Annotated in this window: 9 protein-coding genes; 5 read left to right on the forward strand and 4 right to left on the reverse strand. The window is 36.7% G+C overall.

Annotation, left to right across the window (positions count from 1 at the left end; genetic code table 11):
• The first annotated feature begins 44 nt into the window (after nt 1–44).
• Nucleotides 45–1,160, forward strand: coding sequence for a YcbX family protein (locus tag PSE60_RS09870; RefSeq protein ID WP_272665301.1), 1,116 nt, complete (start codon nt 45–47; stop codon nt 1,158–1,160).
• 133 nt (nt 1,161–1,293) lie between these two features.
• On the opposite strand, the gene PSE60_RS09875 is transcribed toward PSE60_RS09870, so the two are convergent.
• From PSE60_RS09875 to pepN, 3 genes are all read right to left on the reverse strand, one after another.
• Nucleotides 1,294–1,839 carry a cell division protein ZapC gene (locus PSE60_RS09875; RefSeq protein ID WP_004909622.1) on the reverse strand — a complete coding sequence of 182 codons (546 nt, stop codon included), beginning with the start codon at nt 1,837–1,839 and terminating at the stop codon, nt 1,294–1,296.
• Between the two features lie 269 nt (nt 1,840–2,108).
• Entirely contained in the window at nt 2,109–3,119 is a 1,011-nt protein-coding gene (pyrD, locus tag PSE60_RS09880) for a quinone-dependent dihydroorotate dehydrogenase (protein ID WP_164565713.1), read from the reverse strand.
• A 329-nt stretch (nt 3,120–3,448) separates the two neighbouring features.
• Nucleotides 3,449–6,067 (reverse strand): aminopeptidase N, encoded by a 2,619-nt coding sequence (pepN, locus tag PSE60_RS09885; protein WP_272665302.1) that lies wholly within the window; start codon nt 6,065–6,067, stop codon nt 3,449–3,451.
• Between the two features lie 521 nt (nt 6,068–6,588).
• On the opposite strand from pepN, the gene pncB reads away from it, so the two are divergent.
• From pncB to PSE60_RS09905, 4 genes are all read left to right on the forward strand, one after another.
• Nucleotides 6,589–7,803, forward strand: coding sequence for a nicotinate phosphoribosyltransferase (pncB, locus tag PSE60_RS09890; protein ID WP_272665303.1), 1,215 nt, complete (start codon nt 6,589–6,591; stop codon nt 7,801–7,803).
• 491 nt (nt 7,804–8,294) lie between these two features.
• Nucleotides 8,295–9,695, forward strand: a complete 1,401-nt coding sequence (asnS, locus tag PSE60_RS09895; RefSeq protein WP_210838451.1) for an asparagine--tRNA ligase — start codon at nt 8,295–8,297, stop codon at nt 9,693–9,695.
• Between the two features lie 571 nt (nt 9,696–10,266).
• Nucleotides 10,267–11,394 carry a porin gene (locus PSE60_RS09900; protein WP_272665337.1) on the forward strand — a complete coding sequence of 376 codons (1,128 nt, stop codon included), beginning with the start codon at nt 10,267–10,269 and terminating at the stop codon, nt 11,392–11,394.
• 417 nt (nt 11,395–11,811) lie between these two features.
• Complete coding sequence (locus PSE60_RS09905; protein ID WP_272665305.1) at nt 11,812–13,002, forward strand: amino acid aminotransferase; 1,191 nt, start codon at nt 11,812–11,814, stop codon at nt 13,000–13,002.
• 155 nt (nt 13,003–13,157) lie between these two features.
• On the opposite strand, the gene PSE60_RS09910 is transcribed toward PSE60_RS09905, so the two are convergent.
• Nucleotides 13,158–23,345 carry an anthrax toxin-like adenylyl cyclase domain-containing protein gene (locus tag PSE60_RS09910; RefSeq protein WP_272665306.1) on the reverse strand — a complete coding sequence of 3,396 codons (10,188 nt, stop codon included), beginning with the start codon at nt 23,343–23,345 and terminating at the stop codon, nt 13,158–13,160.
• Nucleotides 23,346–23,597 lie beyond the last annotated feature (252 nt).

The raw sequence follows: 23,597 nt of genomic DNA on the forward strand, positions 1-23,597 counted from the left end.
GCAGTTGTCATAAAGTTGCTACGCACAATTATAAGGATTAAAAAATGATAACGCTTTCGCGCCTTTATACACACCCAGTTAAATCTATGCGAGGAGTTCGTTTATCCCACGCCTTCGCTGATATTAGCGGTTTGACTTTTGATCGTAATTTTATGGTAACCACGCTGGAAGGTAAATTTATTACGGCGAGAAAATATCCACAAATGTTACTTTTTACACCGGTAATGCTCAATAATGGTCTCCACTTGCGAGCACCAAATGGCGAAAGTGCAACAGTATTGTATCAGGACTTTGATGAGAAACAGAGCCCTACTGAAGTTTGGGGTAATCATTTTCACGCACTTATTGCACCTGAAGCGATAAATAGTTGGTTAACTAGCTTTTTTGACGAGCCAGTACAACTACGCTGGCTTAGTCCTCAGCTTTCTCGCCGTGTCAAAGAATACCAAGATGTGCCAATGTCTTTTGCTGACGGCTATCCCTTTTTACTGATCAACGAAGCTTCTGTCCAAGAACTGCAACGTCGCTGCCCTGCCAGTATTAAATTAGAACAGTTTCGTGGCAACTTAATTATTACTGGCGCCAAGCCGTTTGAAGAAGATACATGGAAAACTATTCAAATTGGTGATGTCATTTTTACATTAGATAGGCCATGTAGCCGATGCATTTTAACGACTGTTAGCCCGGAAAAAGGGGTTAAACACCCCCACAGCGAACCACTTGCAACATTGCAAACCTTCCGTTCAGATGAAACCGGCGATGTCGATTTTGGCCAAAATGTGATTATCAAAAATACAGGTGTTATTCGTGTTGGTGATACCCTGACGGTATTAGAAACTAAACCTGCAAAACAATATTTAGTTCAAGAGCGGGAAAATGACCTAGCCGCTAATAAATTAAATACTCAAGCCAATAATGTCAGTTTAGTTTTTGAGGAAACAGAATATACAGGTGATAACCAAAATGTGATCCTTGAACAATTAGAATCCCATGGTTTAACTATCCCTTATTCGTGTCGAGCTGGTATCTGTGGTCGCTGTAAAATTAAGCTTATTTCTGGGGAAGTCACTCCATTAAAACAAAGTGCCATCAAAGAAAACGGTTACATACTCGCTTGCAGCTGTATCCCAAAAACAGCGGTTAAATTAGCGTTTAACTAAGTGTTGGTTTTGCTTTTTAACACCATCAGGGGAAAAATTCTATGATGGTGTTAAACATTCAAAACTAGATTAATTAAATTAGCAAAGAAACCTATTTATTTAACTATTTTTTCACTGGATCTTTGACGATCATTTAAATAGCATTACCATATAATTGACGTTTAACTTTAGATGAATATTCAAGCATGCGATCGTTCATGATCTTAATTGGATCACAAAATCGTAAAGTTCGATCGGGTAATTCTAAGATTGGTTCTGCTAATAAACATAAACTCGCAGATGGGCCAGCTTCAGCAATAATAAATGTGAAGTACTGGTTTGTATTTTCTAAACACACTTGGATTATTTGCCCCTGTTTAGGTTCATTAATATAGTGAAATGAAGAAAAATACCAACTCTTTGGCATCTGTGGTTTTAAAAAACGAAAAGCAACTAAGCTATTTAAGACTAATTCAGCTCTTTCTTCTTGAGTAATATTTAATCTTTTAGCCTGCTCATCGAATAAATAATATTCACCTGCATCTTCGATACTAAATGGCATCTCATTACGAGCAAAAACCGTTAGCATCTTAGCAGGAAAACATGAACGAAATATCATGCCGTTGGCGAGATCTAACATCACCCTATTATGGTCATGATCAAAATACCAACGCCAATGATCATCAGGTTTAATATTCATAAACGACCCTTTAGCGATTTACCGGTAAATATAGCAGAAATGATCTTTATAGTGATCCTTTCTAAATTTACTCTAGGGCTTATTTTTATATGCTAAAAATTGGATCTACTAAATAAGATACGTTAGAAATATCCGGATAATATTGTTATCTAAATAGCAAATCTACTGAAAATTGCGTTCAATTTGATACAAAAATAGCCACTATTAGCAATATAGTTTAAAAGGGGGAATAAATAAACCCCCTTGATAGGTAAATTTACAATTTATTACTAGATATGATTAACAATATCTTTAATTAATTTTGGCCCATGGTAAATAAAACCAGAATAAATTTGAATTAAAGAGGCACCCGCTTCCATTTTTTCACGTGCTGCAGTAAGGGAATCAATTCCACCCACTCCAATTATTGGCAGTTTGCCATTTAATTCACGCGAAATAATCTTAATAACTTGTGTGCTTTTTAATTGTACAGGACGACCGCTTAATCCACCCGCTTCATTGCAATGATTTATCCCTTGAACCAAAGAACGATCTAACGTGGTGTTCGTTGCAATAACGCCATCGATATTATGTCTGACTAGGCTATCTGAAACTTGGATAATTTCCTCTTCAGATAAATCAGGCGCGACCTTTACAGCAACAGGCACATATTTTTGGTGCTGTAATTGTAATTCCAGTTGTTTTGCTTTTATGCTACTTAATAAATCATCCAGCGCTTCGCCATATTGTAATGTACGTAACCCTGGCGTATTTGGTGAGGAGATATTAATAGCAATATAACCTGCATGAGCATAGACCTTATCCATGCAAATTAAATAATCATCTTTACCTTGTTCAACAGGTGTATCTTTATTTTTACCTATATTGATTCCAATGACCCCACCGTAATTCGATTTCTTGACATTCTCGACAAGGTTATCGACACCTTTATTATTAAAGCCCATCCGGTTAATTAAACCTTCAGCTTCTACAAGTCGAAATAACCGCGGTTTGTCATTACCAGACTGGGGACGAGGCGTTACTGTACCAATTTCTATAAACCCAAAACCCATTGCACCAAATGCATCAATACATTCACCATCTTTATCTAAACCCGCTGCAAGTCCTAGTGGGTTTTTGAAGGAAAGCCCCATACATTGAACGGGCTTAGTGGCAACTGATTGGCGAATAAGACATTGGAAAGGGGAATGATTCAAACGTTGAAGCTGGCGAAAAGTCAATTCATGCGCTTTTTCGGGGTCGAACTGGAATAGTGCCTTGCGGGCAAGGTGATATAGCATATCCAATAACCTATTTTTACTAGTACGTTTCAATAGAGTAGACATCATGTCGCATGCTAAAACCCCGCCAAATAGGATTTGCCGAGCTTTCATTCATACATGCGGTTTTTTCGTCGGATAAAACGCGCTACAGATTACCCTATCTTATTGCCCTTTTACCACGAAAAAATCAATAAAAATGCATTTGTCTGGGTTTTCGAGGGAAAAACAACCATTTTATGAGAGTTATCTCTCATTTAATATTCCACTTTTGTCATAAACAATAATAAGCCGCTAAATTAAACTTTAGCGGCTTATTAAAGCCAATAATTGACTAGCTATATATAAAACTAGCTTTCTAACGCTTTGGTTATTTTTTCAAATAGATCACCTGAAAGGTTATCTAGCGCTTTTAGCTGCTCAAGCACTTTGCGCATTTGTGCTTGGCGCTGTGCATCATAACGTTTTAAACGGATCAGCGGCTCAATCAGCCTTGATGCTACCTGTGGATTACGCGTATTCAAATCGACTAAAATGTCATACAAGAATTGGTAACCACTGCTATCTTCTGCATGGAAATTAACTGGATTCCCTGCAGTGAAGGCACCGACAAGTGAGCGAACACGGTTAGGATTGCTCATGCTAAATGAACGGTGATTCAATAATTCACGTACATTGGCAAGGGTTTCTTTCGCTGGATTTGCACCTTGTAATGTAAACCACTTATCCATAACTAACCCGTCATGGTGCCAACGCTCATCAAAGTCTGCCATTAACTGCTCTTTACAAGCTAACTGTGATTCGTTTGCTGCGGTCAATGCAGCCAGCGAATCAGTCATGTTATCGGCAGATTGGTATTGTTCCAGTACTAATTTGTTCGCCAGCTCGCTATCGTCACCCGCGGCTAAGTATTGTAGACAAATGTTACGCAGTGAACGTTTAGCTATATCTTGGTGATCAACCCGATACCCATCAATATTAATGGAGCGATAAACAGTGAGAAGCTCATCATGCATTTCTACCGCTAAATGATGATAGATAAAGTTCACAACTTCGTGGATCGCGACAGGGTCGATAACCGTAAATAATTCGGCAAGCTCATTTTCGGAAGGTAACGTTAAGATCAATGCAACTAACGCAGGATCAATCGAATCACTTAATAATACCCCACGGAAAGCATCAACCACCGACTCAGGCAAAACTAATGCCTCGCCGTTTTGATAATGAGCCACGTTAATTTTTACATAATTATTAATTAGTTGCTGCGCGGCATCCCAACGAGCAAATTCATTGCTTGCATGCTGCATCAAGAAAGCTAATTGCTCATCCGTGTAGTTGTAATCTAATTTTACAGGGGCTGAAAACTCACGTAATAAGGATGGAACTGGACGACTTGTCACCTCATCAAATACAAACGTTTGAGTTTCTTGCGTAATGTTTAGCACTGAATTTACAACACTGCCATCACGTTTTAGCGTAATAATTCCACCTTGTTCATCATAGAGCTCAATATCCAATGGGATATGCAATGGTTTCTTTTCCGCTTGATCTGCCGTAGGCGGCGTCATTTGGCTAACATGTAGGGTATATTGCTGTTTTTCTGGTGAATATTCATCACGTACAGTTAAAACTGGTGTCCCTGATTGGCTATACCAACGACGAAATAGTGATAAATCAACATTTGATGCATCTTCCATCGCCTGCACAAAATCGTCACAGGTTGCCGCACTGCCATCATGGCGATGAACATAAAGTTGTATTCCCGCTTGGAACATTTCCTCACCGAGCAGCGTATGGATCATACGAATAACTTCGGATCCTTTTTCATACACCGTTAAGGTATAGAAATTATTCATTTCAATAACTTTGTCAGGACGGATCGGGTGCGCCATTGGGCTTGCATCCTCAGCAAACTGGGCTGAACGCATCACTTTAACATTGTTAATACGGTTAACAGAGCGGGAGCCTAAATCCGAACTAAATTCTTGATCGCGAAAAACGGTTAACCCTTCTTTTAGGCTTAATTGAAACCAGTCACGACAAGTAATGCGGTTTCCTGTCCAATTATGGAAATATTCATGGCCAATCACAGATTCGATATTCAGATAGTCTTTATCTGTCGCGGTTTCGCTTTTGGCTAAAACATATTTAGAGTTAAAGACATTCAGTCCTTTATTTTCCATTGCTCCCATGTTGAAGAAATCAACGGCAACAATCATATAGATATCAAGGTCATACTCTAAACCAAAGCGTTCTTCGTCCCACTTCATGGCATTTTTCAAGGACTGCATTGCCCAAGGAGCACGGTCTAAATTACCTTTATCAACAAAAAGTTCTAACGCAACTTCACGGCCACTGCGAGTCACAAAGGTGTCTTTTAAAACGTCAAAATCACCTGCTACTAAAGCAAATAAATAACTTGGTTTCGGGAATGGATCTTCCCACTTAACCCAATGACGGTCGTCTTCTAACTCACCTTCTGCGATACGGTTACCATTTGAAAGTAAATAAGGATAACGTGATTTATCTGCTGTAATTGTGGTGGTATAGCGAGCCAGCACATCTGGTCGGTCTTGGTAATAGGTAATATGGCGAAAACCTTCCGCTTCACATTGTGTGCATAACGCCTCACCTGAAACATATAGCCCTTCTAGTGCTGTGTTTTTTTCAGGACTAATTTCATTCACAATCCGCAGTGTGAATGATTCAGGTAATGACTCAATAATCAATTTACCTTCAGATTCTTTATAGTTTTGCCATGCTTTGCCATCGACTTCGAGGCTGACTAACGATAAATCTTCGCCATTGAGTTCAAGCGTTGAAGATTGCGGATTAAGGCGTTTTACCTTACTTACTGCGGTAACCACTGTCTTCACTGGGTCAAGATTAAAATCGAGGTCAATTTCTGTAATTGTGTAATCAGGTGCTTGATAATCCTGACGATATTTCGCTTGTCTTAACTGGGTCATAAGTAACCTTTTAATTCGTTATATTCAATATCGTACTGCTTTAATACTTATACAATACTATAAGCCACAATAATGTGAATGGATTTGAGAAACATTTTCATCAAAAAATGTTATCTATTTTTATGGCTATGTTAGCTTTGTATGTCCCACCCTACTTAACTTTGTTAAAAATTCGTTTGTTTGTTGGTGCTATAGCACTATTAAATATTTTATGGCGTGTTAGTATCTTTTCGTGATTAATGCTTTTGTCTGTTTCTATGGACAGAATACACATAAAACGTATTTATTTGATTTCATAGTAATACAGAAAGGCAATACGCGAATTTAGGTTGCCGTGCTCCTTGAAAACAAGAGATAGAATAACACTTCTATCTTTTGCTAAAGTGGGTATACTTTTGCAACTTTAACGATTTAGCTAACGACTATTGCTGCTTTTATCTCATTGTGACTTTTAGGGGAACAAGAGTAAAAATGAATAGCATTAGTGGTAAAGATAAGCTCCGCGAGGATGTCTGCGTGCCATGAATTTAGACGCTACACCAATTATTACATCACTGCTTGATACCGATGCTTACAAGCTTCATATGCAGCAGGCCGTTTTCCACCGTTACCATCAGGTACCGGTTGTCGCTGAGTTTCGCTGTCGTAGCAGTGAGATCTTAGGTGCTTACGCCAATGAAATTAGGCAACAAATTCAGTTAATGGCTAAGTTGTCACTTTCTGATGACGAGCTAAATTTTCTCCGCCGCTTACCTTTCTTCCAAGAAGACTATCTTATGTGGTTAAAGTCATTCCGCTTTAACCCAGAACAAGTCGTTGTCAGTACCACAAATGAAGGTCAGTTAGCGATTCGCATCAGTGGGCCTTGGCGTGAAGTGATTATGTGGGAGGTACCGCTCCTTGCATTGGTCAGTGAAATCATCCAAAAAGATAGGCACCCAAACATTCATCCTGACGATGCTGTTCAGCAACTCAAAAAGCTGTTAAATGTTTTCTATCAACAAGCCGATGAACACCAACTTGATTTGTCTAACTTTAAGCTTATGGACTTTGGGACACGCCGCCGTTTCTCCTACGACGTACAATCCGCCATTGTTTCAATGCTTAAACAAGAGTTTCCTTATCTTGTAGGAACAAGCAATTACAAACTTGCACACGAATTAGATTTATCCCCTGTTGGCACACAAGCCCATGAATGGTTCCAAGCCCATCAACAAATCAGCCCTGAGTTAGCAAATAGCCAACGTGAGGCATTGCAGAGCTGGCTTGATGAATACCCTAATCACCTAGGTGTGGCATTAACTGACTGTATCACTATGGATGCCTTTTTGCGTGATTTTGATGCTAACTTTGCGAACCGCTACCAAGGGTTGCGTCATGACTCGGGGGACCCGATCGAATGGGGTGAAAAAGCCATCGCTCATTACCAAAAATTGGGTATTGACCCGATGAACAAAACGTTGGTGTTCTCTGACAGCTTAGACTTACAAAAAGCACTTGAGTTATATCGTTATTTTCATCAGCGGATTAACCTTGTTTTTGGTATTGGTACTCGTCTAACCTGCAATATTCCACATGTAACCCCATTGAATATTGTGATTAAGCTCATCGAGTGCAATGGTAAGCCTGTCGCTAAGCTCTCTGATAGCCCAGGAAAAACCATTTGTGAAGATGATGAGTTCGTCAATCAACTCAGAAAAGCGTTTGACCTGCCTAAAATGGAAAAAGCCAGCTAATTAAGTCGCTTTTCCCTAGCTCTGAGTAAGAATTTGCACTTTTCTTGCCCAGAGCTTCAAAACCCCCTTTTTCTTTTATTCACTTACTATTACTATAGCTTTTAAGCTCAATAACCACACTTCGCTTCAACAGAAATGTTTTATCGCGATTTTTTACTTGTTTCCTAATAAATGGCAAGTAACATAGAGCTTTGGCCCCATGAAACATGGGATTTCGTTAATATCCCTACTTTAACTATTTTAATCGCCATAAACCGATGACATTTTTTGAATAATATTCATAGATATAAGCGGTTGAATGGATTTAAAACAATTTGAATTACATCCTAAATAATTCGAGTTGTAGGAAGGCGGCAAACAAAGTGAGCCCTAGGAGCATACATAGGTATGTGACTAGGGTCGGTTTGTGAAGCCAACGCATCTACGGCTCGAAGTATGACGGATTGAGATAGTCGAAGTAGATATTGTTAAATATGAAGAGAGTGAATTATATGATAGTAGCGCCTGTAGTCGACGTACTGCAAGGCCGAGTGGCGGTAGGCACAGAAGTCACCGTTCAAGGCTGGGTACGTACAAGGAGAGATTCAAATGCTGGTTTTTCTTTCCTCGCCGTTTATGACGGTTCTTGCTTTAATCCGTTACAGGCTATCATTAATAATAATTTACCTAATTATAATGACGAAGTCCTGCATCTCACAACGGGTTGTTCGGTTGAAGTTACGGGTACCGTAAAAGAATCCCCAGGCCAAGGTCAATCATTTGAACTTGAAGCCACCGCTGTTAAAGTCGTTGGCTGGGTTGAAGACCCTGACACCTACCCAATGGCAGCAAAACGCCACAGCGTTGAGTTCTTACGTGAAGCAGCCCACTTGCGCCCGCGCACTAACTTAATTGGTGCCGTTGCGCGCGTGCGCCACACATTAGCCCAAGCCCTGCATCGCTTTTTTGATGAACAAGGCTACTTCTGGGTTTCTACTCCATTAATTACCGCGTCAGATACTGAAGGTGCTGGTGAGATGTTCCGCGTTTCCACGTTGGATTACAACAACCTGCCACGTAATGATAAAGGTGAAGTGGACTTCAGTGAAGACTTCTTTGGTCGCGAAGCGTTCTTAACTGTTTCAGGCCAGCTAAATGGTGAAGCTTACGCAACGGCTATTAGCAAAGTGTATACTTTCGGGCCAACTTTCCGTGCAGAAAACTCAAATACCAGCCGCCACCTAGCGGAATTCTGGATGTTAGAGCCTGAAGTAGCTTTTGCCTCTTTAGATGATGTGGCTGGTCTGGCAGAAAAAATGTTAAAATTCGCCTTCAAAGCTGCTCTTGAAGAACGCCGTGATGACTTAGAATTCTTTGCTCAGCGTGTCGATAAAGACGTTATCAACCGTTTAGAAAGCTTTGTTAACTCAGACTTTGCACAAGTTGATTACACGGATGCCATTAAAATCCTTGAAACTTGTGGTCAAAAATTCGAAAACCCAGTTTATTGGGGTGTCGACATGTCTTCTGAGCATGAGCGCTACTTAGCAGAACAGCACTTTAAAGCACCAGTGGTAGTGAAAAACTACCCGAAAGACATCAAAGCGTTCTATATGCGCCTTAATGAAGATGGCAAAACCGTTGCCGCGATGGACGTATTAGCACCGGGTATTGGCGAAATCATCGGAGGTTCACAGCGTGAAGAGCGCCTTGATATGCTCGATGCACGCCTTGAAGAAATGGGTATGAATAAAGAAGATTACTGGTGGTACCGTGATCTGCGTCGTTATGGCACCGTTCCTCACTCAGGTTTCGGCCTTGGTTTTGAGCGTTTAGTGGCTTATGTCACTGGTGTCGGTAACGTGCGTGAAGTAATTCCATTCCCACGTACCCCAAGAAATGCAGCGTTCTAATAACGGCTTTTCTGTATTAACACCCTAATTTACGGGCCAGCTGATGTTGGCCCGTTACTTTTCAGCCCTAATATACTTTCGCTGTAGAACTATCTCATCTCGTTACATCGAATTACAGCCACATGATAACCAGATCACAATTTTTACGTTATCACCTTATTATTCTCCGTAAACAGCCAGCAATCTGCTAGTGCTAAGAATAATCTGCTTTTTAATCTCACTATTCTCTTTTTACTAGTGATAAATAACCGCTTTACATTCGCTAAACTGCTCAAAAAAAACTCAATTTGTCTTTTGAAAAAGTTCCCTAATTTTTGTAATATTTTTTAAACTGGTACGATGAGTGGTTATTTATTGATCTATTTTTTACATTTTGAAACATCTAGTTACCATTTGTTTCAGAATCTTTGATTTTGTAGCACTTTGAGGGTAGATAATTTTATTTAGCAATGGAACACTGGTCGCCGACATAGACGACACTAATCTCTCACAAATAGTTCCAATTATTTTTTGCGAATTATTTTTGGCAGTGGCAGGTGTCCGAATAACACCAATGAGGGTAATAATAATGATGAAACGCAATATTCTTGCAATGGTTATCCCAGCTCTGTTAGCTGCTGGTGCAGCAAACGCAGCTGAAGTATACAACAAAGACGGCAACAAATTAGACGTTTACGGTAAAGTTGACGTTCGTCACTATTTCGCTAAAGGCGATAGCGGCCAAGACGGTGATGATTCACGTGTTCGTTTAGGTGTTAAAGGTGATACTCAAATCACTGACCAACTGTCAGGTTTCGGTCGTTTTGAGTGGGAAACTAAAACTAACAAATCTGAAACTAGCAACGAAAACAAAAACCGTTTAGCGTATGCTGGTCTAAAATTTGCTGATTTCGGTTCAATTGACTACGGCCGTAACTACGGTGTAGTTTATGACACGAACGCATGGACCGACGTATTCCCATTATGGGGTGCGGACACTATGGCACAAACAGATAACTTCATGACTAGCCGTAACCGTAACCTGTTAACTTACCGTAACAATAACATGTTCGGTTATGTTGATGGCCTGAGCTTCGCTCTGCAATACCAAGGTAAAAACGGCGACGATAACCTGTCTGGCGCTGGTATGTCTAAAGACAACGGTGACGGTTTCGGTTTCTCAACTGCTTATGACTTAGGTTGGGGCGTAACTCTGGGTGGTGGTTATTCATCATCTTCTCGTACACCAAACCAAAAAGCCGGTAGTGTTGTAGTTGATTCTAGCACCACTCCTGTTACTTCTGCATATAGTGCAACTGGTAAGCGTGCTGAAGCATGGAACGTTGGTGGTAAATTCGACGCTAACAATGTTTATTTAGCAGCTATGTACGGTCAAACTCAAAACATGACTCGTTACAGTGAATATAACCTGATTGCAAACAAAACTGAAAACATTGAGTTAGTTGCACAATACCTGTTCGATTTCGGTTTAAAACCATCTATCGGTTATAACCAATCTAAAGGTAAAAACTTAGGTAATGGTTTTGATAACCAAGATTTAGTTAAATATATCTCTGTTGGTTCTTACTACTACTTCAACAAAAACATGTCTGCTGTTGTTGATTACAAAATCAACCTGTTAAAAGACAACGACTTTACTGAAGCTGCTGGTATCAACACTGATAACGTAGTTGGTTTAGGTTTAGTTTACCAATTCTAATTATCAGTTAACTGATAAGTTAGAAAACGGTAACATGTTTTTGCAAGCAGCACTTCGGTGCTGCTTTTTTATTTCTCTTTTTTCATCTCTAGCATAAATTCTTCCTCCACAAAAACACCAGAATTATCAATAAGACAGACTGATTCACCATCTTTATAGATATTTATGGTCAGATTACATGCAATTCCTACCTAGTTCACAAGATCTCGCCAATTTTTGGTAAAACGGTTGGCAAAAAGCCTTTATCACGTTACCCTGAGAACTCGACTCGTTCGACTAAACCCGTTTTCAGCTACACCCGCGAGTTTCGTATGGTCTGGGCAGATAACAAGCAAGGATAGCCAACCGCATTCTCACTTATGCCTTCATACCCTAGGAACTGTGTGGGTACCACTACAGAGCTTTGGAATCGACAACATGTTTGAAAAAATTACTTCTGCCCCTGCTGACCCAATCTTAGGTCTTGCTGATAGTTTCCGTGCTGATCCCCGCGATAATAAAATCAACTTAGGTATTGGCGTCTATAAAGACGAATCAGGGAAAACCCCTGTGCTTGATACCGTTAAAAAAGCAGAAAAATTCCTGCTGGATAACGAAAACACCAAAAACTATCTTGCGATTAGCGGAATGCCAGAATTTGGCCGTGTAACACAAGAACTGTTATTCGGTGCACAACATGAAATTGTCACCTCGAAACGTGCACGTACAGCGCAAGCACCGGGTGGTACAGGCGCACTGCGTATCGCCGCTGACTTTATTGCCAAGCAAACCAATGCAAAACGTGTTTGGATTAGCAACCCAACTTGGCCTAATCATAAAAATATTTTTGAAGCTGCTGGCTTAGAAGTTTTAACTTACAACTACTATGACGCAGCCAACCACGGTATGGATTTTGACGGCATGCTTAACAGCTTATCATCTGCGATAGCGGGTGATGTGATTGTTTTACACGGCTGCTGCCATAACCCAACGGGTATTGACCCAACCGCTGAACAATGGACAAAACTCGCCGCATTATGTGCAGAAAAAGGCTTATTACCGGTTTTTGACTTTGCTTACCAAGGTTTTGCAAAAGGTTTAGATGAAGATGCCGAAGGCCTGCGTATTTTCACCAAAAACAACCCTGAAATGATTGTTGCGAGCTCATTCTCTAAAAACTTCGGTTTATACAATGAGCGTGTCGGCGCTTGTACCATCATTGCCAAAGACAGTGACAACGCAGAGCGCGCATTCAGCCAAGCGAAAGCGGTTATTCGCGCAAACTACTCAAACCCACCAGCACACGGTGCCGCAGTGGTAACAACCATCCTTTCTGATGACGTGTTAAAAGCAGAGTGGGTCCAAGAATTAACCGCAATGCGTGAACGTATTAAGCGCATGCGCCAACTGTTAGTGAAAACATTGGAAGAAAAAGGCGCTAAACAAGACTTTAGCTTCATTATCAACCAAAATGGTATGTTCTCCTTCAGTGGCCTAACAAAAGAGCAGGTAGAGCGTCTACGTAGCGAATTTGGTATCTATGCGGTCAGTTCTGGCCGTATTAACGTAGCAGGCTTAACACTTGAGAACATGGTTCCTTTGTGTGATGCAATTGTTAAAGTTATTTAAGGATGGGCTTTAACAAAATTGAATGAAATCGGTTTAAAATAGACGTTAACTGAAAAGAACATTATTATCACGACACCCCAAAGTAGTTATTCAACTTTGGGGTGTTTTATTATGAACAATCTATGATTACGGTTAATTTTTTAAGAGCACAGCTATCACGTATGGCTTAAAAAATGTTCAGTGTATTGCACTGCCCCCCAAGCGTTTTTCAAATGAGCTGGGCTTGATGAATCATCAAACGTATTTTCATGTTCAAAACGTTGTTCTACAAGTAGTTGAGTTAGCCTATCCACCGTCTGCTCAGTGTGTTCGTTCCACATAGCATTCGTGCTATCATGAAACACCACTTCGGTCACATTCGCCATCGACATCCTATGGTTATTATGATGAATAGTCACTAACCGCCCACTTTTAGATTGATACGTAGTTACAGCCAGATTAGCTGCAATTTCCTCATATCTAATATCTGTTGGTTTGAAATTAATTAGCACAATCCGATTACGCCCTTCAAAATCGCTAATCGTCACATTTCCTTTGCCCTGGCCACTAACAAGATAAAAATCATTTCCTTTTCCACCAACAAGCTGATCTGCACCATCAATGGAAATTAAAATATCTTGCCTTTCACCACCGTACAACACATCATTACCTTGTCCGCCATATAATACATTTTCACCCCCAAAAGTGACCAGCTTATCGTTCCCTTTACCGCCTTTAACAACACGCCCGTGTCGGCTTTGGTCAATAATAGAATCGTTACCTTCTTTAGCGTCAATTAACCAATGGGTTCTAGAATAGTCAGGTGATAGATTAATTCCGTTATCTTCAGATGTGAGCAGTAATTGTTTTGGAATACCTAATAAACTATCACTCATCTCATTAGCTGGCTGCCAAGTTTCCAATTCACCTGATTTTTGCGCATCTAATAATTTATCTGCAAAATAGTTAGCCAAAGGCTCCATCCCATTCTCTATCATTGACCGGAATTTATCTGGTAATTGTGAATAAGTATGAACTGTCGGTTCTGTTCCTCCTTCCGTAACTTTTTGTTTTATTTTTGCAATTTTGCCAAATTCTGATATGTAGTAATAATACACCGTACCATCGTCAAGCTTCTCAACTATGGGCTGACCTTTAAAGTTAACTAAATGAACATGGTTTTTCCCTTCATTATCATCAATATAGGTCAGGCCAACAAATCTTCCATCAATTAAATAATGGTCATCCCCTACACCACCCATTAATGAATCATAACCAGAACTAGAAATTAGAAAATCGTTACCATCCCCACCACTCATAAAATTCACACCTGAACCACCATACAGCACATTATTTCCACCAATAGATTTGATAGTGTCATCTCCCCCTCCCCCTATTAATATATGACTGGTTAAGCTGCGGTCCAAAATAATGTCATTACCTAATTTACCACTTATTACTTTTTGCTCTGATAGGTAACCTGTTGGCAATTCAATAAAATCATTATTATCTGTGCTTTCTATAACAGGTTTTACAGGTACTATTGTACTGCCTTTTTCTTGCAAGCTAACAGTAAATAAATTTCCGTATTTATCTTGAATAAGTACAGCATCTCGCATATCTTCATCAAAATTTTCAAAACGAAGAGCCAATTTTGTATCACCAAATCGAGCTTTGGCCATTAGCGTTTGCTCATCTATTTTTAATGAATATCCATTTTCAGCTTGCAATATTATAATGACTCTATCCTTTTTTGAATATCGCCCTTTTATATCTGAAAAATCAAATATGACCTCTCCATTCTCGTAATTAGCTTGGTTTATTTGGTAAACATCATTACCAAGACTGACTTTAATACGATTTCCTGACGCAATATGCGATAATATATTATTACTATCATTACCCTTGTATGTTAAATTTTTAGCATGTCCTGAAGGCTTTAATATCCCCCAATCTGGGGAAGAGTATGTTCGTGTATTATTAATTGTAATTTCATCTTTTGTTTCATCAAATAAAACGCCCACGTCTTTCTGGCCAAGTAATTGATCATTGTTTTGCAAGTAAGTAATATTAAATAACTTACCTCGTAAAACATCCGGCTGTTCTTGGGTTAAAGGTGCTAATTGGCTATTTAAGACAAAACCATCACGCGTTCTTAATTTATAATCATGGTTTAATTCACGTCCAATAGAGGTTTTTTTATAGACATTTTTTAACACAACCGTCACTTGACTCGTAATATTGGGGAAAGATAAATCATTAATTTCCGATGTAGATAGTTGTATTTGTAGATAAAGATCCTCTCCCTCAACATAAACATCAGTGATTTCACTTAAACTATATTCGAGATTGACCATACTTAGTGATTGGCTGAACTCCTCAATGACAACTGTCCCATGGTAACCTTTATATGATTTATGATAAATTGGATTAATCGATGAGCGTTTATCGACCCTCTTAGTTTTATTATTAAATCGCCAATTAACACGATATAAATCATCAGTATTTAATAACCATTCGTATCGCCTTATTTGGTAACTATCATGCCCATTTCCACCATTCGCATAACCTTGAGTCAAAATAAGCTTATCTGCGCCATCATAGCCATATAATTTATCAATACCTGCTCCACCATCAATAATATTATTATTATCGTCACCCTTAACCACATCATTCGTATTATCACGCAAAATAATATTTTCAATATTTTTAATATGTGCTATTTTCAATAACTTTGACTCAATTATAGAATGATAGTTAACTTCATTATGTTTTAAATCCACCCTTACTTGATAATTTCTAGGTAAATTATCAATAATTAACGTATCATTACCAGATTGACCATCTAAATATTTATTCGGCCTATTGTTGTCATTTGAATCTAATGAATCTAAATTACCATCTCTTAAATAGAAATAATCATTTTTATTTCCTCCCGCAAAATACTTTTCTCCAGATAAAACTTGAAAAGCATTCATTTGGTTTTTCTTTCCAATAATAATATCGTTACCATTAGCCGTATTAAAGCTAGAACCTCGGTTTTGTAGGTCATTTAAATAAAGGCTGATCTGTGGTATGTTATTTACGAAGTGTTCACTATAGCGCTGATAGTTACCACTAAAAATCATTTGCCCATGTACGCCAAATTTGGTTTTTGTTGAATAAAAGTTCAGCTGCTCAGCATCCGAAGTATTCAATTGTTCTTCAATAGGTAATGTAAATTGGCTATCTTGAATACCATGTCTGGTTTTAAATTGAGTAAATAGTGGGTCGTGATAATCAGCATTAAATCCATAGTACTCATTTGTAGGTTGACTACCATTACGCTCCAAATCAAAAGTATCTTTTTGCACTTTCCTATATTCATAAAAAATTTTATCTTCTACTGCTCTATGAGCAATACCATTTGCCATAAGGATATATCTTCTCAATAGGAAATCAGCTTCTTGTGAAGTAAATGAAGGCGCCCCTCGTTTAATATATTTAGAAATATAAAATCCTGGACTGATGCGCTCACTCCCTAACTCACCACCAAAGTAATTTCCATCAGTATCGACTAAATAATAACGATATGTCTGCCTATAAATAGGCTTTTCAACTACACTTAAATGATGATCAAACCCAGCTTGAACAAGGGTTTGTTCAAAATGCGATAAATCATTTTGCCAATCCATTTTTTTAAACGAATCGATATAACGTTTAATAATTATTTCTTGTTGAGTACGTTCTGTAGGTTCTAAACCAATGGCTCCGCGTATACCCTCTTCTAACTCACGGCTCCAACTAATCTCAATTTCTGATTTAATACTATCAATATGACGTTTAGCGCTATCTACCCAACTTCGTAAAATTAAAAGACCTCCAGCAAAAAGTCCTACCGCTGGAATTGTAGCTGAGGACGCCAATATAGCTATCGTAGTTGCAGCACTAATTCCTATACTCACACAAGTAAAAAAAGCGCTAACAATCAAATCCTGCCGCTGCTTAGGATCAGTGGTGGTTTCCAATTTAGATAAACATTCATAAGCTTGATAGGCATCTAATCCCATCCCAACTAAATTAAAAACAACAACAGTACCAGAAGCTAATCGGCTACGAACAAGGGATGAAGCACCATACTTAGCTGCAATTTTCAATAAAACTGGTTGTAACACCATATCACCGTAATTAAAAAATGCATTACCGCATGTCAGGTAAAATTGTTTTTCTAATTCAGCATACTCTGCTTCCGAAAGATCAGGATTTTCTAATTTAGACAAAATAGTATAGATATTAGCGATGGACTGCATAATACCTACGCCCCCCATAACTTGACCGAATCGGTTTGAAAAGCGTTCAAAACGCGATAACTTTGTTCCCGCAGCATGCAAATTTTCTATTATTTTTGCTGTAAATTCTGGATTATCAAAATCGACATTCTTCTTAGTAAGATAATTCAATTGTTTTTTCAGAATTGTGTTATCTGTAAAGCTGGCATCGCCATCCGTTATTTGAATATTATCTGGGGTATTTAATTGCCTGCGAAGTATTTTTAGCAAAACAAGATCGGTATCTTTACCATCCATCATAGTTAGTTCTACGGCTAGTTTTTCCGAATTAAAGCGTACTTTTTTGTGCCAGCCTGGTTGTTGAGTATGCGTTATGTTGATAGGCTTACCATCGATCGTAACCCCCAAGTTTTGTAATTTCATTAATGGAATTTTTTCATCATTAAAGCTAACCCAGCTATTCTTAGCGCCAGCGAAATCAATATGTTTAATGATATTCTCTCTTACCGTAATATGATCCTGTGATGATTTATAGGTTTCAACATCATTGAAATCGATATATTGAAGATCCGCTCTCAGTTGGTTACCATCCTCAATAGTCAAACCTGAATGCTGACCACGACTTATTTTTATTCCATCAGGCAAGGTAATCTCTTCACTAAAATAGTTTTTTACTAATTGGTAAAATGCATGTTTGGCCTGTTGTGGTACAGCATGTTTAACACTCAGTTGAAAACCATTAGGGTCAAATAGACTATATTCATATAGACCATTACGCATGGTACAACTTACCGTAAACGTAACTAATCCACTTTTAATCAACAACAGAGTATTCTGCTTAGGATGGTTATCCGTATTGCATGGTGAAAAAACATCCAATATGGATTGGTCTGAGATAGTTATTCCGCTTTTAGCTAAATTATTTTCAATTTCAGTTGAATAATTTTGAATTTGTTTGAGTAATTCAGCTTCACTTTCCGATAATATTCCTTGTTGATACTTTTGCTCTAGTTCTGCTTTTCGCTCAATCAAATTACGTGTTGAAATAGAATCCCCTACCTGGAATTCAAGACCAAAAAGAAGCCCTAATTTCTGATCGAAGTGCTTTGAGTATCCATTTTGGCGTAACCAACCATGATGAATCATGTTGATTTGCACACCTTCAGGGCGATTACATGCTTGTTTATGTAATTGGCTAAATTGTTGCTGTCGTAACTGTTGATCTATATGATATTTCTGTAATGCTTGGGCCAATGAGAGATCTTTAAGCGGCGCATTTTCACCAACAAAATTATCTGAACTAAGCCGACTAAAAGTCGTTAAATTATCATCAATTAAAGTGAATGCATTTGAATCTGTTGTAACCATCAATACTTTTCCGCGATCAAACTCATTTGTTATTGGAAATAACATTTTTAATTGTTGCTTAGACTGTTCGCTTAAATTATTTAATACATGAGGATCATGATATATCGCCCGTAAAATAGCTTGGCTATCTAAAGCTTGTTTTTGCAAAGATGAAGATAATTTAGTTTCAAATAAGCTATTCCAATAGACTTTATTTTCTATGACATCACTATTCAAATATTCATATACTCTAGGACTAATTAATGGATCATAGAGCGCTATTTGTATTTTTTTTGTACTAAATTGGCCATCGGCATCAATAAAATACTGTGCTAAATAAGGATGTTCTGCTAGATGTATTTCACTAATTTTAATCTGCTTTAATGCGATTTTTTCAAGTAACAACTTCAGTTGTTGACGAGTTGTTTGATTTAATTCCGTTACAGGTGAACCTAATTGAGAGTTACTAGGTAACTTTGGCACCATTGTATATTTAATGTTGCTAGATTTAACCTCAATATCAAAATCATACAGTTTAAGCTTTGAAGATAATTCCGTGGTAAACTTTATATATTGAGCGTAACTAGTCGTATCTGGAGGACTAATAGAATGAAATAGCATATCCGTTGATGCTGTTAATGGATATTTCTTCTTAATAGCAACAAGGCCAGCGGCTATATCATCATTCGCATTATCGATTACTTTTGAATCACCAATAAGAACCCATTTTACTTGTTTTTTTCCTGTTATAGATTCAAAATTTTCAGGCTCTCCATATTCCAACACCCATTTTTTAGAGTCTACATCAACTTGAAAAATAATTGTATTTTTCGGGTTTTTAGCTGCAAGAGCTTCGGCTAAATCACGCCCTTTCGTATCACTAATAAAACGAACAATGACAGCAACATCTGACGTATGACTCTTTCTATTTTTTAGGCTTAGCGTACTAATCCGCTTTCCATCCACCATTTCCCATCTAGGTACGGATATAATGCCGATATCATTTAGCTTCGCAGAAAAGTCAGCGTAGAAATGCTCAGGTAATGTCCCGTTATTACGAACCAACTCATCAACAAAAAGTTGATAAGCATTTGGGTTATAAGCCACCTTTCTAACTAAATCAAAATCCAGCTTTTTATTTTCTGGTGAGTGAAATATCGCTATAGGATTTGGTTCAATATTGCTACTAAGTTGGTAAAGTTTAATTTCTCCACGACGAAGCTCATTAATAAAATACAACACCGCTGGCTGATCATTAATTGTTACTATTTTAGTATTACTATTATACTGATAAATAAATTTATGTTTTTTTATATCAAGTAAATAATTACCGTCAATAACATATTTAACTCCAGAAAAATTATTACTAATAGGCCTATTATATGCCACAATCGGCATATCCATACCATATTTCGCAAGAGCATTGACAGCTTTAATTGTAAAATTTTCACTCACCCCTCCAGCCCCTAGATTACATCCCATCAACACTAATTTGTCTGGTTTTCTATTATTTAATACATTACTTTTTAAATAATCTAACCCATCTGCAAACTGCTGTGAATTATAGTACATATAGGATGTAGGTTGATTATTACCGTTATATATACCATGTCCCACAGTCAACCAACGAATTTTTCCTGTGTTCAATTTTTCAACATCACCATGCAAAATATGATATTGCCGACTAGTTATGTCATATTGAATAATCATTGATTTATCTGGGTGTTTAGAAAAAGCACCGGCAACTGCCTTGGCCGATACTTGGTCACCCGCAATTTGAATAATAACATTATAATCATATTCACCCGTATTTCTTATCGAAACAGGCCCATTTGATTGAGACTCCCATTCTCTATATATTATTAACGGGTTAAACCAATCATTGATATATTTAATGCTTACTGATTTTTCTCCAGATAAATCCATATTATTATGAATATCATAAACATTAATATTTTCAAAATCCGTATCTAATTGTAAGATTGCTTTACCTAGTTTCTTCTCAATATTTTTATCTATATCATCAGCAATTAGGCTTTTCTTTCGTTGAATTTCATTATATGCAATCAAATAGCTTTCTGACAATTTTCTTTTGGGATTAAAATATTCTGAATTTTCTCCTTCACGCCAATTTTTATTGATCGGGGCTCGATACCCTTGGTTAATTAATAGCTGCTGAAAATTTGATAGTTGTTCTATATCTCGAATAACTATTGCTCCATTTTTATTCATCGGAAAATAAGTATCAATAGATTGAGAGCTACCTAATAGCGCATTTTTTCCTTTTAACTTATCAGGTAAAAAGAAAGTAATAGGAAAATTATCTTTAAGTGTACTTACAGGATTAGCATCATCAGCCCCATGATGAACCAACTCAAAGCCATCAGCACGTCCTAATTCACGGTTGATATCATTTTTAATTTCTTTTATTTTTTTATTGATAATACCATTATCTTTACCTTCTAGTCTGTTATATTCCACCTCGCTATCATAGGCTTTTTTTTGTTTTGGTGTTAATTCTTCATAGACAACCCCTGCTTTCCATTCCTTCCATGTTGGCATCTCTGTGACTTTAATGTAATCTTCTAATTGTGACACTGGGAAAATAATACTAAACATATCATAATCTGCTATTATTGCTTTACCCGTCTTAGGATCACTCATAACTTGAAATGGCTTAATTTCATTCCCATCCTGATAATAAACTTGCCATACATAAATTTTACCTTGTTTTATTTTTTTTAGCATAAATACTGTCTCTTGGCCATCAACAATTGATGTAGTTCTACTATACCCCTCCCCTCGTTGTTTCTTTAAAGGTGAAATAGCTTTATATTCAATTAATTCATTAACACGTTCTTGTGTAATTTCTAACGTAATAGCTAAAGCTTTATTTTCTTCAATTGATTGCTGAATATAAGAGTTATACTTTTCAAATTCTATACGTGCAGATTTTTTAGCGTACTGTTGTTGTATCGGAATAAAACCACTATGAGGCCCCCAATCAGCACTTTTCCCCTTAATTAAAAGCCCTTTACTACTGTACACACCTGAATTAATCAAGCTTGTTGACTTTGTATCAATAGGGCGAAAACCAATAATAATATTATTCTTATTCGCAACTCTGATAATAGCTTCTTGATGGATATCAGAGAAACCTATCTTTGGTAGCAAACTATCATTCATTATTGGTTTCAATTGTAAATTTATACTTTTATAGTTTAATTCCTTATTTAATTGGATATTTTTTAGCTGTTTTCCTTTTTGCTCCAGTACATTATCAATGCTTTCCACATTGAATTTATCCATATCCACTTTACTACTTAAAGAATACACATTATATTTTCCATCACTAATGAAAAAATTACTTTTTAATTCAAATAATGCTTTTGCATTATTTTTCACCTTATCTTGTAAGTCTGAAAAATCTAGTATATTAGAATACAAATAAAACGATTTCTTATCTAAGGTTACTTTAATCTTTACAAGATTACGTTCAGGACTAAAACTTTTATACATAATATTAACACCAGAAAACTTATCCATAAAGCTTGCTTTTCTAGCAGATAAAATATCATTCTCCGTAGCCTTAATATCCTTAGCATTTAATTCTTTAAGTATTTTGTCTCTTTTATAATTATTATTTTCTTTTAATTCGAAAATTTTTATTTCATAATCATTTCCTTTTAATGGTTTAAACCCATATTGCTGTGCATTCATTTTTACATAAAAATCAATATGGTTGATAAAATTTTCTTGGTTATTAAACTTTACTACTCCGCTATTAGGGTCGAAAAAAGTATAGTTCCATGACTTACTATACTTACTATAAATGGCAGATACTGCCATTGCATGCCTAGCTGAGCAAAATTTAACCAAAAATGAATCGTGGCTTTTTTGTGTGTGTAGAATTAATTTTTTCTTAAAATTATTTAATGTATCATTACTAACTAAATGTTCTGTATAGTTATTATTTTTAGTGTCTAAGCTAGCACCTTTCCTATAGTTATGAGATTCTAATTTTAAATAGTTATCTCTCTGGATATCTTCAGTTAAAATATTAATAAAAAATTTAGTGTCATCAATTGTATATTTTTCTCCTAAGCTAGATAACTGTGCTGAAAATTGTTTTCTCAATTTTATATATAATGGATCAGTAAGTATTAATTTTCCCTTTGGGCTAGCAAAAAAGCTTTTGTTAGCAAAAAGCGCTTCTCCATATTTCTTTAACTTTATTTTTTGCAATTCATATAAATAGGTATAATGAATCACATCTTTACCATAACTATTTTTTTGTGATTGATAATTTTCTTCAATCGTTTTATTTATATAATTAAGAAAGCTTTCATTAGTGATTTTAGTATATTCTAACTCACTAAAGTAATTAGCATTAATAACTAATTTTTGATATGTTGATTGCACTTTAATAACATCACTCATCAGTTCATTTAATAGTACTTGCGCATGTTTTTTTAATGCTTCATGTTTTATCTGTTCTAATGATGTTGAACTATTTTCATAGCTATTCGCTATATTATATAAAAAATTCAATTGTTTTATATATTCTTCACCTTTATCGTTTATCATATAAAGTAGATATTCATTAGTTAATCCATAGCAATAACCAGGTGAAAGTGAATAATTAATTCCGTTTTCCGTCATCATTTTTACAAAAAAATGATGGTTTTTTATATCATTTGAGTAATCAAAAAACTGACTTTGATTGAAATCTACGTTTCCATTATACATTTTTAAAATATCCTTATTAAATTATACACATGATAAATAGAAAATATAAACTGAAAAGTTCATATATGAAAAATTAAATATAAATTAAGATTGGTAATATAAATACTTAATTAAGTTCCAAGCCAATTTAAAATATCAAAATAAACATTAATTATCTACATTTAACAATAAAAGTAAGATGAATTTCAATTATATTTATTTAAATATAATCTGAATATATATATTATTAAACTATTAATAATTTGAGTTTAG

The sequence above is a fragment of the Providencia sp. PROV174 genome (assembly GCF_028480685.1).
In the GTDB taxonomy this organism is placed as follows: domain Bacteria; phylum Pseudomonadota; class Gammaproteobacteria; order Enterobacterales; family Enterobacteriaceae; genus Providencia; species Providencia rettgeri.